Genomic DNA, 16,308 nt, shown 5'->3' on the forward strand with positions numbered 1-16,308 from the left:
AATCAGATAACTCACATTAAAAAAAACTTAACCACATGAAAAAAATACTTTTCCTTTTTATTACAGGACTAACTTTTAGCGTCTCACATTCTCAGGAAGTATCAGATGCTGTACGTTATGCACAAGATAATTTAACCGGAACAGCTAGATTTAGAGCTATGGGTGGCGCCTTTGGAGCTGTTGGAGGAGATCTATCAGCTTTAACAGTTAACCCTGCCGGTTCTGCAATATTCAATAACAATCAGGTTGGAGTAACTTTTAGCAATCAGAGTATTAAAAACAATTCTAATTATTTTGGAACCCAAACCAGCGAGAAAGAAAACTCTTTTATTCTAAATCAGGCTGGTGGCGTTTTTGTTTTTAATAATCCAAACAACAACTGGAGAAAAATTGCAATTGGTGCCACTTATGAAAACACCAATAATTTTAATAATCAGGTTTTTTCAGCAGGTACGAATCCCACAAATTCTGTTGATCAATACTTTTTGGCTTATGCAAATGGAATTCCATTAAATGTAATTGCTGATGTTCCTTATAGAGACCTGTTTTATGATGAACAACAAGCTTATTTTGGCTACAAAGGATATGTAATAAACCCTGTTTCTAACGATCCAAATAACACACAATATACTTCGAATGTTCCAACTGGCGGAAATTATTATCACGAAAATGAAATTTACACTAGCGGATATAATAGCAAAGTAAGTTTCAATATTGCAACATCATTTAAGGACAGAGTTTATTTCGGAGCAAACTTAAATGTACATGTTACGGATTTTAGAAGATCAAGCAGTTTTTATGAAGACAATAGCAATCCCTTAGAATCTACAGAAACGATATCTAACCTACGTTTTAACAATGACCTTTATACCTATGGAAATGGATTTTCATTTCAATTGGGTGCTATAGGTAAAGTTACAGAAGCCTTAAGAGTTGGTATCGCTTACGAATCTAACACATGGTATGAACTTTATGACGAAGTTACCCAGAGCCTATCTACAACCAGACAGGCTGACGGGGGACAACCAATTCACGAGAGTATCAATCCAAATGTTGTAAATGTTTATGAATCTTACACTTTGCAAACTCCGGCAAAATGGACTTTTAGTGGTGCTTTGGTATTTGAAAAATCAGGTTTAATTAGTGTTGATTACGCGATTAAAGATTATTCAAACACAAAATACAAACCAACAAGCGATCCGGGTTTCAGAGGATTAAATGGTGATATCAGCAATCAATTGACTAGTAATGGTGAATTAAGAATTGGTGGTGAATACAAAATAAACCGATTGAGTTTGAGGGGTGGTTACAGATTTGAGGGTAGCCCTTATAAAAACGGATCAACAATTGGAGATTTAAACAGCTATTCTGGTGGATTAGGCTATAGCTTTGGCGCTACTAAATTAGATTTAGCCTATTCTTATTTAGAGAGAAAATCAAATCAGGGATTTTTTGCCACTGGATTTACTGATGGCGCAAACATTTCATCGAAACTTAATAATGTTTCCCTGACTTTATTATTTGAATTGTAATTAAATTAAAATAGATTAATTTGAAATTTCCGTTGGGCCTGGCTTAACGGATTTTTTTTAGCCCTGATGGTCCCGAGACTTCGGGAGATTAGCTTCACAAAAAACAGCTAAAAGAAACCGAAACAAGCGGTGTTTGAATAAAAAAGTGTAATTTTGCACTCCAATTTATAAAAGTATGAGAACCAAGTCTTTAAAAAAGAACAAAATTAACGTAATCACTCTTGGGTGTTCGAAAAATGTATATGACAGTGAAGTGTTGATGGGACAGCTTCGTGCTAATGGCAAAGAAGTACAACATGAAGCACCTGCAGCAGAAGAAGGAAACATTATCGTAATAAACACTTGTGGTTTTATTGATAACGCTAAAGCCGAATCAGTAAATATGATTTTGGAATATGCTGATAAAAAAGACAAAGGATTAGTTGATAAGGTTTTTGTAACCGGATGTTTATCTGAACGCTACAGACCTGATTTAGAAAAAGAAATTCCGAACGTAGACCAATATTTTGGTACAACTGAATTACCTCAACTATTGAAAGCTTTAGGAGCTGATTATAAACATGAATTACTGGGAGAACGTTTAACTACTACTCCTAAAAATTATGCTTATTTAAAAATTGCCGAAGGTTGCGACAGACCTTGTAGTTTCTGTGCTATACCATTAATGAGAGGTACTCATGTTTCTCAACCAATTGAAAAACTGGTTAAAGAAGCCCAGGGATTAGCCAAAAACGGCGTTAAAGAATTAATTTTAATCGCTCAGGACTTAACTTATTATGGTCTTGATATTTATAAAAAGAGAAATCTTGCTGAACTTCTGGAAGAATTAGCAAAAGTAGAAGGTATCGAGTGGATTCGTTTGCACTATGCTTATCCTACCGGTTTCCCAATGGACGTTTTAGAATTAATGAAACGTGAACCAAAGATTTGTAATTATATTGATATTCCGCTGCAACATATTTCAGATTCTATTTTAAAATCAATGCGTCGCGGTACAACTCAGGCTAAAACGACTCAATTATTAAAAGATTTCCGCGCTGCTGTTCCCGGAATGGCAATCAGAACTACTTTGATCGTTGGTTACCCTGGTGAAACTCAGGAAGATTTTGAAATTTTAAAAGATTTTGTTCAGGAAATGAAATTTGACAGAATGGGATGTTTTGCTTATTCTCATGAAGAAAACACTCATGCTTATTTATTAGAAGATGATGTTCCCGCTGATGTAAAACAAGCCAGAGCAAATGAAATTATGGAATTGCAATCGCAAATTTCATGGGATTTGAATCAGGAAAAAGTTGGACAAGTTTACAAATGTATTATTGACAGAAAAGAAGGTGCCCATTTTGTAGGCAGAACAGAGTTTGATAGTCCGGATGTTGACAACGAAGTTTTAATTGACGCCTCTAAACATTATGTAAAAACAGGCGAATTTGTTAATATACGCATAATAGAAGCAACAGAATTTGATTTATACGGAGAACCTGCTTAAATTTACGCTAAACAATTGTCAATTTTAGAAAAAACACTTTTATGAAACCTACACACACACTTTTTATTTTGGTTTTCACCTTATTCTGTTTCAATTCTGTTTCGGCACAATACGGAAATGGATATAATAATGGTTACGGTGGTGGCGGTTATGGAAGAGGTGGCGGAATGGGAATGGACAGAAGCATGATGGCAGGACCACAAAGCTCACCTAGTAAACCTAAAGAGATTCCTGCTGAAGAAACTGCTGCGAAAATTGTTGAGCAAATGAAGCCTGAAGTAAAACTTGATGATTTGCAAGCTATTGCAATTACCAATGTTATTGCTGACAGCATGAGAGAGCAAGGAATTCTTTTGAAAAATGAAAATAGCAGCCAGGATCAAAAAATCGAGCAAATGACTGCGTTGAGAGAAAGCACAACTAAAAAAATCACTGCTTTTCTAAATCCTGATCAAATAGAAAAATACACCAATTTCATGGCAAATTTTAAAGAGATCAAGAAAACGAAAAATAAAAAGAAAAAAGATTCTGACACAAAAGAAATAAAAGAGGAAACAGAAGCAACAAAAGTTCACGAATAATTGTTTTAACTTACTCTAAAAAGTAACTAACTATGGCGAAAAAGCATTTTTATTATTTGATTTTAGCAATTATAATTACTTCTTGCTCAACGAATCCTTATAAATCTACAGAAAAGGTCTACGACCAACAACTTAAAACTTTCGAAAATCAAATTACAAGTAAAGAGGCAAAAGCAATTCCCGCTATTAGCCCTGTGATTATTGATACTTCTTATGCTTCACAATTAGGAATCGTAAAAGACACTTTGTCAAAAACAGGTTCAACTGCTTTATTGAACGGTATTAATACCGAATGGATTGGTACTGTTAACTTTAACCTAAGAAAGCCTAGCTTTATCATTATTCATCATACGGCCCAGGATTCTGTACAACAAACCATAAGTACTTTTACCAAAACAAAAACACAGGTAAGTGCCCATTATATAATTTCTGAAAACGGAAAAGTAGTACAGATGCTAAATGATTATTTAAGAGCCTGGCATGCAGGAGCATCTACCTGGGGTAAAAACACAGATTTAAACTCCTGCTCTATTGGTATTGAATTGGACAATAATGGCTTTAAACCTTTTACAGAAGCACAAATCAGCAGTTTAGTAGCGCTTTTGACAAAGCTTAAAAAAGATTACAATATACCCACTCAAAATTTTCTGGGCCATTCTGACATTGCTCCTGGCAGAAAACAAGATCCAAGTGCTTTATTTCCATGGAAAACTTTAGCAGAAAAAGGATTTGGAATCTGGCCGGACCTGATTTTAGAAGAAGCTCCATTTGATTTTAAAATAGAACCTGCTTTACGCATTATTGGCTATAACACCAAGAATCTTTCAGCAGCAATTCAGGCTTTTAAATTGCATTATATTCAAACAGATGCCACAGCTGTTTTAGATCGAAAAACAATCGATACTATTTATTCGATTTACAAAAAACAGATTCAGTAAAAAGAATAATTACTAAAATACAAAACGCGTTTCTAAAGTTTAGAAACGCGTTTTTTTTGTTGTGGATAAGTTTTGCCACTATTGACACGAATTTATACGAATTAAAATAGAGAGTTTTAGCCACAGATTAGAGGATTAAAAGAATTATTTTGCATTGCTTATTTTTGCCACAATTCGCACTAATTTTCTTTAATTTTCTCTATTTTTTACATCATCCTAATTAAAATTTCTTTTAACTTATTAAACCATGTGATTAGTAAAGAGACATTTTTTTAGCTTTTAACCTACTATCAGAAAATTTACTTTTTAATTTGTGTAATTCGTAGCAAAAGAAAATCTTTTAATCCTTTAATCTCTGTGGCAGGAAAACCAAAGCTAAAATAAAAAAAGCTGCCAAAACATTTACATGTTTTGACAGCTCCAAAAAAAAAAAAAAATATCAATCTTTATCTCTAGAAAGAGTAAGTTGTAGCAATTAATCCGTAGAAAGATCCACCTGTTGGAAGTGCATCGCTATCTAAAAAGATATCTTCAGATGCAGCATCGTATCTTAACTCAGGAATAATGGTTAGTTTTCCAACTTTATAGTTTAATGAAACTGTGTTTGCAAATACATTAGATCCTGTTAATGTTCCTAAACTTGGAGCAGCATCTTTAGCATCAAAATATTCTATTCTGTAAGCTAATAATAGAGAAGGGCTAAATGAATAGTTAGCATATCCAACTAATGAAAACCAATCACCATCTAAAGTACTATCGAAATCATTTGCAGTTTTAGCATAAGTAGCATTAAATCCTAAAGCAAAAGAATCGCTTATTGTTTTAGAAGCTACAAGATCAAATTGCGTCTTGTTTTCATCTGATGCAGGATTAGAACTTCCTGATGTGAAGTTTAAATATGCACTACCTGTTTCTCCAACGTATCCGATTTGTCCAATGTATGTTTTTTGAGAAGAACCCGCATCCATTGCTGATTTAAAATCGGTAGGATTTGTTATACCAAACATAGCTGTAAACTTACCTGAAGTATACTGTGCTTTTAGTCCAGTATTAAAGAATGGTCCGTATGAGAATGCGTATGACATACTGTAGTTTTTATTTGCGACAGCATCTAATACCTCATAACCTATATGTGTACCAAAACTACCTGCTACAAATTTGAATTCATCAGTAACCTGATATGTAAAGAATAATTGTTTTATCAAAAATTTTGCTGTAATATCTTTGTCTGTTGTTTCATTATATGAAAATTCGCCCGCTCTTTTTCCGAATCCTAAGTCAACAAATACAGAAGCTTTTCCGAAAGTATGTCCTGCATTAATAGATGCCATTCCTAATTCAAATGAATCCTGAGAGTTGGTAAAGCTCGTTAATCCATTCATTTGTTTTGAAAAATCATATTTATAGTAAGCATCTGCGGATCCTCCCCATGTAGTCGCTGGTACAACTGGAGTTTCGGTATCTTCCTGAGCAAATGCAAAAGAACTCGTCAACATCGCGGCTAAAATGTGTAATACTTTTTTCATGTTTTAATTGGTTTTTAGTTATTAATTGATTCTGGTTAGTTAATCTTTTATATATGTATCTGCTACTATAAGTCTATTCTAAAACCTTTAATCTCCCCTCTAAAACCTCTTCATTTTCATTAGCGAATTTATTAACTTTTGTATGAGTACAAGAATTGAAATCTATTTTTTTGAAGTTTTACAAGCAGAATTATGGATTACAAAAATTAATTTAACAATAATCGTTATTTGACATTAATACTGATTTATTTTTGAAAATTCCCTAACGCTATTTTAGTAAAAATCAGAATTTTTTTAGGGTCAATAACAAAAACGCACCTGAAAACAACCAAATATTAACTACAAAATGAGTCAAAAATATAAATAACCCTATAAAAAATAGGGGTATTTATATTTTTGACTTAAAAATTAAAAAATAATCCCTAATTTGATATTTTATAAAATAACGGTACTTCAAGAAATAAAAATTCTTACAAAAATAAATACCAAAAAACACTTTCATCAGCCTGAAACGCTCGGTATAATTCTTAAATCAATAACAAAAAGCTTTACAATTAAAACGAGAAAAAGCCTGTTCAAAAACTGAACAGGCTTTTTCTAAAATAAAGTAACTACCTCTACTCTTGCGTATTATACTTTCGTAAAAACTCACGAACTTTTATTCCGGCTTCTTTTAGATCTTCATTCTTCCACTTCCCTTCTGATTTCGCCGTTTTTTTAAGAACAGAACAAGTTTCATCTTTATCAGAGACCGACCAGGTAATCCAACTCAACTTTCGACTCTCCATCCAATCAATATATTCCTGCCAGGCCTTCATGTTTAAAGGTCCGTCACCAGAAGCTTCCATTCCTGCAGATTCCGAAATAAATATTGGAAGACCTTTTTTTATAGCTTCATCTGTCCTGTCCCGTAGTTCCTTACCGTGTGTGGCCGCGTAAAAATGCATGGTATACATTATATTATCATAACCTTTTATGGGATCTGCCGCCGGAAGATCAACATCCTGATCCCAATGAGGAGAACCTACCAATATAATGTTGTCAGGATCATTTTTTCTAATTACCTTAATTATTTCTTCGGCGTAAGCCTTAATTTCCGGCCAGCTTTCCTGATCAGGTTCATTGAAAATCTCATATATTATATTGGGATATTTAGCATACTTTTTAGACATCTCATTAAAAAATTCTGTCGCTTCTTTGAGATTTATATTATGACTGTGCCAATCGATAATAACATAGATATCTGATTTAATTGCTCCATTTACAACTGCTTCAATTTTATCTTTTGAAAACTCAGGATCTTTCATATAAGACAGTTGCCCAAGTTCGACACCCATCGCTGCACGTACCACATTACAATGGAAATCCTTTTTCAACCAACTTACCGCTTTCTCATTATAAAATCTCGGCCACATACTATGCCAGCCAAAACTCATTCCTCTCAATACAATAGAATTGTTATTTTGATCTGTCAATTGAGTTCCTTGTACACGAAGCCGTCCATGATGTTTTACAAATTGTGCTTTTGAAACACAAAATACAAGCAACATAATAATGGTATAAAATTTAGCTTTTGATTTCATTTAGATCGAGTTTACGGAATTAACCTTAATGTGATTACATCATGAGAAGCAATATCAGATTGGAAATTCTTTTTTGTATTTCCGACCTCCTTATTCTTCCAAAGATCTTTTAATTTATAAACCACTTTATTAAAATCGGCTTCATAACCAAAATCGGCATCTTTAATCGAATGTTTTTTCCAATCGAAATTGATTTTTTTTGCATTATCACTTCTGTTTAAAAAAGTAATTGCCCAATTTCTATCTGATAAAGGTTTTACCCAAACTTCCAAACCATCTTCGGCAGAATACTTAAATCCCTGAATTCCCAATTTATCCTGGTTCACCGCAATCAATTCCTTATTGGTTAAAATTGCTAATGTTTCTTTTGACATTTTTCTGAAATCATTTCCTGCAATTAGAGGTGAAGCCATCATACACCACATTGCAAAATGAGATTTATCTTCTGTATTTGTCATTCCGTCACCCACTTCCATCATATCAAAATCATTCCAATGATCCGGGCCTGAATATTTACGAATGTCTTTTCGCATCTCAATTATTTTCATAAATCCCCAGGAAGACCAGTTTCCTTCTACATGTTTATATTCGCAATCAAAACATGGATAGATATCTCCTGAAATTCTCCAAAGATTTCCTACTGGTTTTCCCCATTCCCATGGCTGGTTATCTCCCCATTCGCAAAGACTAAAAACAATTGGTTTACCAGCCGTTTTAAGTGCATTACTCATAGTTGTGTAAGCTTCTTTAGCTGTAATTCCTTGTGTATTACACCAATCGTATTTTAAGAAATCTATTCCGAGTTTAGCATAAAAACGGGCATCCTGATATTCGTAACCACGAGTTCCCGGATATCCTGCACACGTTTGAGTTCCTGCACAATTATACAAACCAAACTTTAAACCTTTACTGTGTACATAATCAATAACAGCTTTCATTCCACCTGGAAACTTAACCGGATCCGGAACTAAGTCTCCGTTTGCATCGCGTTCTTTGGTCATCCATCCATCGTCAAGTACTATATAATTGTATCCTGCAGCTGCCATTCCTGATGAAACCATAATGTCAGCTGTTTCCCTTACTAATTTCTCATCGATATTAGTTTCAAAAGTATTCCATGAATTCCAACCCATTGGCGGCGTCATTGCCAGACCTTCAAATTTGCCTGCTCCCTGTGTATGTGTATTTCCCTGAGTGAAGCCTAAACTTGATATACTTAATGCAATTGCTAAAATGATATTTTTCATTCTTTAAAATTTTAAAATATATTATAAAAAGATATTCCCTAATCTTTCAATTAGGGAATATCTAAAACTAACTCAAATAATCAATTCTTTTATTTTAGGACAAATCCCATGTCATCCATAAGTATTGTATTACCGCCAAAATTACCTGATTCCTGAAGCGTCAGCTGATCGAATGTAGTTGGGTTTCCTATCGCTGAAAATGGAATTTCAATTGTTGTCCATGTTGAAGCAAGTGATTTTTGGATTTGATAAGCCCATCCTCCAAAAACAAACGTTATTTTAGCATCTGTATTGGCAGAAATACTTTTAACCTTTACTCTGAAGGCTTTATATTTTGAAACATCTCTAGAATTAAATTTCATGTCGGCTCCGCCCCATCCAGCAAAAACAAATCTAATTGATGAATCTCCCTGAGTCTTATCTGTTTTATAATTTGTATCGAATACATCTGAACCATTCCACATCCAATGCCCTGCATCTCCTTGCATTACATCATCATATAATGCCGATCCAACAGCAACAGTAGACGATGTGACACCAGAAATATTGGCAACTGACACATATTTATCTAAACCATTTGCCGGCATTTTAAATTTAACTTCTGTTAAAGTAGAAGATATAACAGTGGCATTTTGAGTTCCAACTTTTACAATAGGATTTAGAAAATAATCCCCATTAATAGTTACAACATCGCCTTCCGCAGCATTTATAGAATTGAACCAATTAAATGTTGGTATAGGAGGCGCAACCGTTAAATCAAAAACAGCAGTTCCACTTTTGGTCACAACTTTTAACTGATTAGAAGCATTCGCATACGGCGTTTTTTCATCTACCAATACAATTATATCTGTATCAGTTACAAATACTGGTTTAAAGTAGGTATCGAAATCATTAAAATAAACCTTTGTAGTACTAAGAAATCCTTTTCCGTGAATGACATAATAATTTTTAGGATCTACTAGCGTTGTTGGAGTTAAAGGCTTAAGGCTGCCATCCAGATTATAACCAGAAGGCATAACAGACTCAATAACCGGAGCTCCGACATAAGTAGAAGAAGCACTATCATCATTTGAGCAGGAACTAAAAAGCATTAAAGATAACATCCATGCCATACATGCTGTTAACGAAACAATTTTTATATTTTTCATGTTTTTATTTTTAAAAATTATTTAAAAGTATATGGTGCTACTTCTGTCAATTTTGGATTTTTAATCAAATCATCTGAAGGATAAGGCAATAAAAGGTTAGTTGCTGAAATTGAAATATGTTTTTCAGTTTCTCTGTTTCCTCTGTTTTGAGCTTCTAATATTGCTTTGGCTTTTGCAAAAGGCAAACGTCCTAAATCAAAATAATAATCTCCCTCGCAAGCTAATTCTGCTCTTCTTTCTTTGAATATATCATCAAAAGAAATAGATGCTTTTTGCGCTACACCAGCTCTTTTACGAACTGCATTAAATGATTTAAGAGCATTTGGATCAGAAGTACTTCCTGATTGCGATCCTAAAATTGCTTCTGCGTGAATTAACAATAATTCTGCATAACGCATCATGTAACTGTTCATACTGCTTTCTCCATTGAATGGAGGATTAAAAGGACCTGTAATAGGTAAATTTTCTTTTCCGATTACGTATTTCTTTAATCCAGCACCAGATTTCTGCGCTTCATATTGAATATCAAATGTATATCCTAAAAGTTTTGGAGAATCTACAGCAAGCGTTTGCGCATAAGTCAGGTTTGGATAAAAATCTCCCGGTAACATGAAAGTCTCTATTCTTCTTTTATCACCATTTTCATAAACATTTTTTATTAAATCCTGTGAAGGTGCTATTTGCCCCGAATAAGTAGTTTCAACCAATCTGTTCTCAGGAGCAAATAATGTATTTGAAAAGTTACCATCAAAGTAAGTTCCGGCACCATTCCATTGCCAGGAAAAAATTGACTCTTCATTATTGTTGTTTTTTTGCAACCATAGATCAGCAAAAGATTTTGTAGGCAACTCATCTCCACCTAATAATTTAAACTCTCCACTATTAATAACTTCCTGCGCCATTTGTCTGGCTAAATCATATTTCTTTTGATACAAATAAACTTTAGCTAAAAGTGCTTTAGCAGATCCGGCAGATACGTGTGCATTTGCAGCGTAATCAGAGCCTCTGTTTTTTGTTCTTAAATTTGCAATGGCAAATTTTAAGTCATTTTCAATAAATTTATAAACGTCTTCAGTAGGATTACTTGGAATTACAAAATTCTGAGAATAATCAGCATTGTTTTCTATAATTGGCACATTGCCAAATAGTCTTACTAAAAAGAAATAAGAGAAAGCTCTAATAAAATGTGATTCTCCCAAAGCATTGTTTAAGGCTTCTTTACTCACATTTGGCCCCACACTTTGTGGCAAATTGCTGATATAAGCATTAGAATTCGCAATAGCACCAAAACATGATCTCCACGCATCAGATATAAACGATTGCGTGTTGGTAAAACTCAAATCAGTAAATTTTCCAAAATCATTATATATATCAGCATACATATTACCAGAAATTACATCTGTAATACCGTAAAAAGCTGATTTGTTCATATTAAACCACACAAGACCGTATAATCCGTTTGTAGCATTATCTAATTTTACATCTGAGTCGTAATAATTACCGATAGTTGGCGTTCCTTCTGCCGGCACGTCTAAGAATTCCTGAGAACAAGACGTTGATATTAACATTACAAATGTCATAGCAATAGCGGCGCTTCTTTTTATTATATTTTTCATATTAATTCGTATTAAAATTCAACATTAAAACCAAAAGTAATCTGTCTAGGCACTGGATAACGACCGTTATCAACTCCTGACAACAAGGCGTCCTGGTTGTAAGCACCTACCTCAGGATCATAACCTTTGTATTTTGTAAAAGTGAAAAGATTTTGTCCGGAAGCATAAATTCTCAATCTTGATAAACTAAGTTTTGAAATCATGTCTGAAGGTAAAGAATAACCTAAGGTTACGTTTTGAATTCTTAAATAAGATCCATCTTCAATAATACGTGATGATACTGCATTATTGATATTATCGTACGTTGATGGTCTCGGCAAAGAGCCATTAACATTTGAAGCAGAATAAAAATCTGCAGCTTCAGTCAAATAATTAGTTCCGGTACCATTATTCAAAGTCCCCGACAAACGAGTCAGGTTCATTAACTTGTTTCCAGCTGTACCTTGAAGAAAAACAGATAAATCAACATTTTTGTATTTAAAATTGTTTGTAAATCCGTAAGTAAATTTAGGATTTGGATTTCCAATGGCTTTCAAATCGTTTTGATCAATAATACCATCGTTATTTAAATCTTTATAAATAACATCTCCTTTTTGAAATTCCGGAAGCAAAGAATTGGTTCCGTTTTTCAAAACTACTTTCGTACCTGTAGCATTTGTATGACCGTAAGTTGTCAAATCTTCGTCTGTTCTGTAAATCCCTAAAGCCTCATATCCAAGAAATGAACCTATTGGTAAACCTTCTGTAGTTCTGGATACAGTTACCGTATTATATGCAAGAGTTCCCATTGTTCTCACAATATTTAATCCTGCCATATCAGTAACCTCATTTACATATTTAGTAAAATTCAAACTACCATTCCATGAGAAATTTTCAGAGAAATTTTGAGTATAACCAAGTGTAACCTCAATACCTTTATTTTCCATATTTCCAAGATTAAAGTAAGGAGGATTTACACCACCTTCATAATCACCACCACCGGAAAGGAAATTTGGTAAGGGAACCTGATATAGGAAATTTTTAGAAACCTTTTTATAGACATCTATAGAAGCTGTAAGTTTCGCTTTAAACATATTAAAATCTAATCCTAAATTCGTCTGATCCTGAGTTTCCCATTTCAAATTTTTATTAGGAGTATTTGATGGTAAATAAGAAGTTCCCATTGAGCTAATAACCAAATGCAGGTTTGAATCATACAAATTATTTCCAATTTGATTGTTTCCTGTTTGTCCCCAACCTAATCTAATTTTTATACCATCAACATATTTTTTAGTGCCTTCCATAAAAGATTCATTAGAAAGTTTCCATGAACCACTAGCAGAACTAAAAACACCCCATTTGTTTCCAACAAAGAATTTTGAAGATCCGTCAGTTCTTACAGCTCCGGAAATGCTATATTTATCACCAAAGTCGTAAACTACCCTTCCTAAATAAGATGCTAAAGTTTGAGTTCCGGAATACACTCCACTAGTAACTGCGTTAGGCAAATCTGAAGCGGCAAGAGATTTGTCGTTATTATCTTTATAACCTTCTCCTGTTATAGTGTAACCCTCCCAATGTGATCTGTTAGATTCCTGAACAGCTAAAATTGTAAAATTGTGTTTACCAATAGTATTTCTGTAAGTAAGCATATTTTTTAAGTTCCATGAATTACCACTTGAAGGACTGTAATATAAATTAGCAAAGCTTTTTACTGCATTACCCAATGAATACATAGGATCAAATCGCTCTCCTAAATTATCATACATATATCCACCCGCTTCAAAACGATATTCTAAACCTTTTACAATATCAATTTGAGTATAGAAATTTCCTGAATAATTTTTTCTTACCAAAGTATTTGAACCTAACAAAGAGGTCGCTACCGGATTTACAAATGATGTGTTACCTCCAGCAGGCGGTCCTGAAAAAGCACCAGACAACTCTCTAACTGCAACATCAGGAGTAGCTAATAAAGAAGTAGCAACAACTCCGTTAAACTGACCATTCAAAGTCAATTTTTCGTCTGTAAGCGCTCCACTAATGTTTACCCCTACCTTAATGAATTTATTAACTCTTGCATCAATATTAGATCTAACATTATATCTTTTAAAACCTGATTCAATTACAATACCTTCCTGATTCAAAACGCCACCAGAAATATAATAGCTGATTCCCTCTTTACCACCTGAAAAAGACAATTGGTTCGAAGTCATAATTCCAGTTTCATAAATTGCATCCTGCCAATCAGTACCTTTTCCTAAAAGTTCCGGATGAGCAAATTCAGGACGTTTTGACGACGGATCATAAACATCAGACAAAGCATTTTGATGAGTTGCATATTCTTGCAAATTCATAGAATGCAATTTTTTCGGCAAATTGCTTATAGAATAAGAATTTTCGAAAGTCAATTTTCCAGTTCCTTTTTTACCCGATTTTGTAGTAACAATTACAACCCCGTTCGCTCCACGTGAACCATAAATTGCTGTAGCCGAAGCATCTTTCAAAATATCAATAGATTCAATATCACTAGGATTAATAAGAGCTAACGGGCTCTGCGTAATATTACCATTATTAGAGAAATTGCTGTTTCCCTGTGCATTTCGTCCAGAAGTAGATGAATTACGGGCATCCCCAGAAATTGGCACACCGTCAATTACATACAAAGGCTCATTTGTACCAGTCAGAGACGAAACCCCTCTAATTCTAACTGAAACGTTACTTCCCGGCTCACCTGAATTACTGTTTACCACAACTCCGGCAGCCTTACCTTGCATCATCTGGTCAAATGAAGCAACTTTTAAATTTTCCATATCTTTGGAACTAATGCTGGAAATTGCACTGTTTACGTCCTTTCTTTTCTGGGTACCATAACCAATTACAACCACATCTTTTAAATCTTCTACATTAGATTTTAAAACTACGTTTATAGTTGTTTTTCCTGCTACGGCTATCTTTTGCGTATCAAAACCAATAAAAGAGAATAGCAAAGTTGTATTTGCAGGAACATCGATAGTATACTTACCATCAAAATCGGTTGAAACTGTTGTTTTCAATCCGACAGCCGAAATATTCGCACCTGGAATAGAAAGCCCCTTCTCATCAGAAACGGTTCCCGAAACCTTTACCTGAGCGGTAATAAAATTACTCAGTAATAAGAATAAAATCAAAGGAACTGCTCTGTGGTTAGCATTCCAATGAATAAAGTTAGTCATTAGTTTTTTCATAATAAAGTTTGGTTAGTTTAAATTGTTTTATTCATAATCAAGTAATAAAATGCGTGTGATTTATTTTCTAAATTATTTAACAAATCTATAACAGAACAAAACATTAAATCGATAGTATTATATCATTTAATGATAATATTTTTACTATATCTTCTTAAAAAAACATATATGAAAATAAAATATATAAAAAATTGCATTTTTCTCAATTACACTCCTCTGAATCAATACAAACTATAAATAAAAATTAACGAATCAGCAAAAAAGCAAACGATTTCGTTAAAAATAATATTTGTTTGTGCAAAAAAAGTATCATTACAAAATACGCTTTAATCCAGAAAAATCTTCTCTATATTGGCTAGGGGTACAATTTTTAATAGCCTTAAAACTACGATTGAAGTTGGCAATATTATTGAATCCGGATTTAAAAGCAACTTCTGAAACACTCATATCCTTTTCAACAAGCCAGCGCGCTGCATATCCAATTCGGATATCGTTAATATAATTCACAAAAGTTTTTCCGGTACGTTTTTTAATAAACCTATTAAAAGAAATTATTGACATGCTGGCAACATTCGCCACACCTTCTAACGTAATTTTTTCAGCAAAATGTTTTTGCACATACTCATAAACTAATTTCATTTTATCATAATCATCAAACGTATCATAGTCGACTGTGTAAGTTGAAAGCAATCGTTGGTTTCTTGAATTAGCCAGATCATATAATAAGGAAGTAATTTCCAAAAAATAATCCATACCATCTAATTTAGAAAGTCTTACAAGTCTTGGAGTTAATTCTTCTGCCACTTTTTTAGAAAATAAGATACCATGAATGGAACGATTGAACATATCGCGAATCGGATTCATAATTCGCCTGGACAATAAAGATTCATGAAATAAATCATTATGAAACTGAATTGTAATTTCGTGAATTTTTTTACTGGTACATTTACTTAATTCCCAGCCGTGATATAAATTTGGACCAATTAAAACCAATTCAACGCTGTCGATTTCTTCAATATTATCTCCAACAACACGCTTCACTCCTTTTCCGTTTAAAATAAAATTGATTTCAAATTCCGGATGATAATGAACCGGAAAATCAAAACTATCTTTAACTCTATCGAAAACTAAAAAACTGTCTCCAGCTGAAAGCGGAGCAATTTCTCTGTAAAAATTTTTAGCACTACTCATCTTTAAAAGGTATTTATTTAAACAACTTGTGACTTTCCATTTGCAATAATATGATATATAATTGATAAAATAATATTAATTATGCGATAAACATCCGATTATCTTTGAAAAATAGAATTATCATTTTTATAAAAAGGAGCTTAATAATAAACATTAATCATTTTTAATATAATAACTTTTTAAAGTTTTAATAATTTTAACCAATAAACAATATTGATTTAAAGATTGAAAAAGTGACAGTTTTATAATAC

General features: G+C 33.3%; 11 protein-coding genes. 4 read left to right on the forward strand and 7 right to left on the reverse strand.

Annotated elements, in window-relative coordinates:
- The first annotated feature begins 35 nt into the window (after positions 1-35).
- From AC6CH4_RS16595 to AC6CH4_RS16610, 4 genes are all read left to right on the forward strand, one after another.
- On the forward strand, positions 36-1,532 hold the full coding sequence (locus AC6CH4_RS16595) for an OmpP1/FadL family transporter (RefSeq protein ID WP_498104884.1): 1,497 nt from the start codon (positions 36-38) through the stop codon (positions 1,530-1,532).
- Positions 1,533-1,707: 175 nt separating this feature from the next.
- Positions 1,708-3,021: a 30S ribosomal protein S12 methylthiotransferase RimO gene (gene rimO, locus AC6CH4_RS16600; protein ID WP_192187480.1), complete on the forward strand. Its 1,314-nt coding sequence runs from the start codon at positions 1,708-1,710 to the stop codon at positions 3,019-3,021.
- A gap of 41 nt (positions 3,022-3,062) precedes the next feature.
- Entirely contained in the window at positions 3,063-3,602 is a 540-nt protein-coding gene (locus AC6CH4_RS16605) for a hypothetical protein (protein ID WP_498104886.1), read from the forward strand.
- Positions 3,603-3,634: 32 nt separating this feature from the next.
- Positions 3,635-4,540, forward strand: coding sequence for an N-acetylmuramoyl-L-alanine amidase (locus tag AC6CH4_RS16610; protein WP_498104888.1), 906 nt, complete (start codon positions 3,635-3,637; stop codon positions 4,538-4,540).
- Positions 4,541-4,992: 452 nt separating this feature from the next.
- Here the strand turns inward: AC6CH4_RS16610 and AC6CH4_RS16615 are convergent, their stop codons facing one another.
- The 7 genes from AC6CH4_RS16615 to AC6CH4_RS16645 all read right to left on the reverse strand — a co-directional run bounded on the left by AC6CH4_RS16615 (position 4,993) and on the right by AC6CH4_RS16645 (position 16,057).
- Positions 4,993-6,066, reverse strand: a complete 1,074-nt coding sequence (locus AC6CH4_RS16615) for an outer membrane beta-barrel protein (protein WP_498104890.1) — start codon at positions 6,064-6,066, stop codon at positions 4,993-4,995.
- 617 nt (positions 6,067-6,683) lie between these two features.
- Entirely contained in the window at positions 6,684-7,649 is a 966-nt protein-coding gene (locus tag AC6CH4_RS16620; RefSeq protein ID WP_498104892.1) for a glycoside hydrolase family 5 protein, read from the reverse strand.
- An 11-nt stretch (positions 7,650-7,660) separates the two neighbouring features.
- Complete coding sequence (locus tag AC6CH4_RS16625; protein WP_498104894.1) at positions 7,661-8,896, reverse strand: glycoside hydrolase family 27 protein; 1,236 nt, start codon at positions 8,894-8,896, stop codon at positions 7,661-7,663.
- A gap of 89 nt (positions 8,897-8,985) precedes the next feature.
- On the reverse strand, positions 8,986-10,044 hold the full coding sequence (locus AC6CH4_RS16630; protein ID WP_498104896.1) for an IPT/TIG domain-containing protein: 1,059 nt from the start codon (positions 10,042-10,044) through the stop codon (positions 8,986-8,988).
- 17 nt (positions 10,045-10,061) lie between these two features.
- Positions 10,062-11,660, reverse strand: a complete 1,599-nt coding sequence (locus tag AC6CH4_RS16635; protein ID WP_498104898.1) for a RagB/SusD family nutrient uptake outer membrane protein — start codon at positions 11,658-11,660, stop codon at positions 10,062-10,064.
- Between the two features lie 11 nt (positions 11,661-11,671).
- Positions 11,672-14,866, reverse strand: coding sequence for a SusC/RagA family TonB-linked outer membrane protein (locus tag AC6CH4_RS16640; RefSeq protein WP_498104900.1), 3,195 nt, complete (start codon positions 14,864-14,866; stop codon positions 11,672-11,674).
- 312 nt (positions 14,867-15,178) lie between these two features.
- A complete protein-coding gene (locus tag AC6CH4_RS16645; RefSeq protein WP_498104902.1) occupies positions 15,179-16,057 on the reverse strand; it encodes a helix-turn-helix domain-containing protein in 879 nt (292 codons plus the stop codon).
- Positions 16,058-16,308: the final 251 nt, after the last annotated feature.

The sequence above is a fragment of the Flavobacterium sp. GQ95 genome (assembly GCF_059758655.1).

What these genes read in the sequence shown, in the direction of transcription:
- AC6CH4_RS16645 (WP_498104902.1), bottom strand. Translation starts at nt 16,057, where the DNA reads ATGAGTAGTGCTAAAAATTTTTACAGAGAAATTGCTCCGCTTTCAGCT.
- AC6CH4_RS16595 (WP_498104884.1), top strand. Translation starts at nt 36, where the DNA reads ATGAAAAAAATACTTTTCCTTTTTATTACAGGACTAACTTTTAGCGTC.
- AC6CH4_RS16605 (WP_498104886.1), top strand. Translation starts at nt 3,063, where the DNA reads ATGAAACCTACACACACACTTTTTATTTTGGTTTTCACCTTATTCTGT.
- AC6CH4_RS16640 (WP_498104900.1), bottom strand. Translation starts at nt 14,866, where the DNA reads ATGAAAAAACTAATGACTAACTTTATTCATTGGAATGCTAACCACAGA.
- AC6CH4_RS16630 (WP_498104896.1), bottom strand. Translation starts at nt 10,044, where the DNA reads ATGAAAAATATAAAAATTGTTTCGTTAACAGCATGTATGGCATGGATG.
- AC6CH4_RS16620 (WP_498104892.1), bottom strand. Translation starts at nt 7,649, where the DNA reads ATGAAATCAAAAGCTAAATTTTATACCATTATTATGTTGCTTGTATTT.
- AC6CH4_RS16635 (WP_498104898.1), bottom strand. Translation starts at nt 11,660, where the DNA reads ATGAAAAATATAATAAAAAGAAGCGCCGCTATTGCTATGACATTTGTA.
- AC6CH4_RS16610 (WP_498104888.1), top strand. Translation starts at nt 3,635, where the DNA reads ATGGCGAAAAAGCATTTTTATTATTTGATTTTAGCAATTATAATTACT.
- AC6CH4_RS16615 (WP_498104890.1), bottom strand. Translation starts at nt 6,066, where the DNA reads ATGAAAAAAGTATTACACATTTTAGCCGCGATGTTGACGAGTTCTTTT.
- rimO (WP_192187480.1), top strand. Translation starts at nt 1,708, where the DNA reads ATGAGAACCAAGTCTTTAAAAAAGAACAAAATTAACGTAATCACTCTT.
- AC6CH4_RS16625 (WP_498104894.1), bottom strand. Translation starts at nt 8,896, where the DNA reads ATGAAAAATATCATTTTAGCAATTGCATTAAGTATATCAAGTTTAGGC.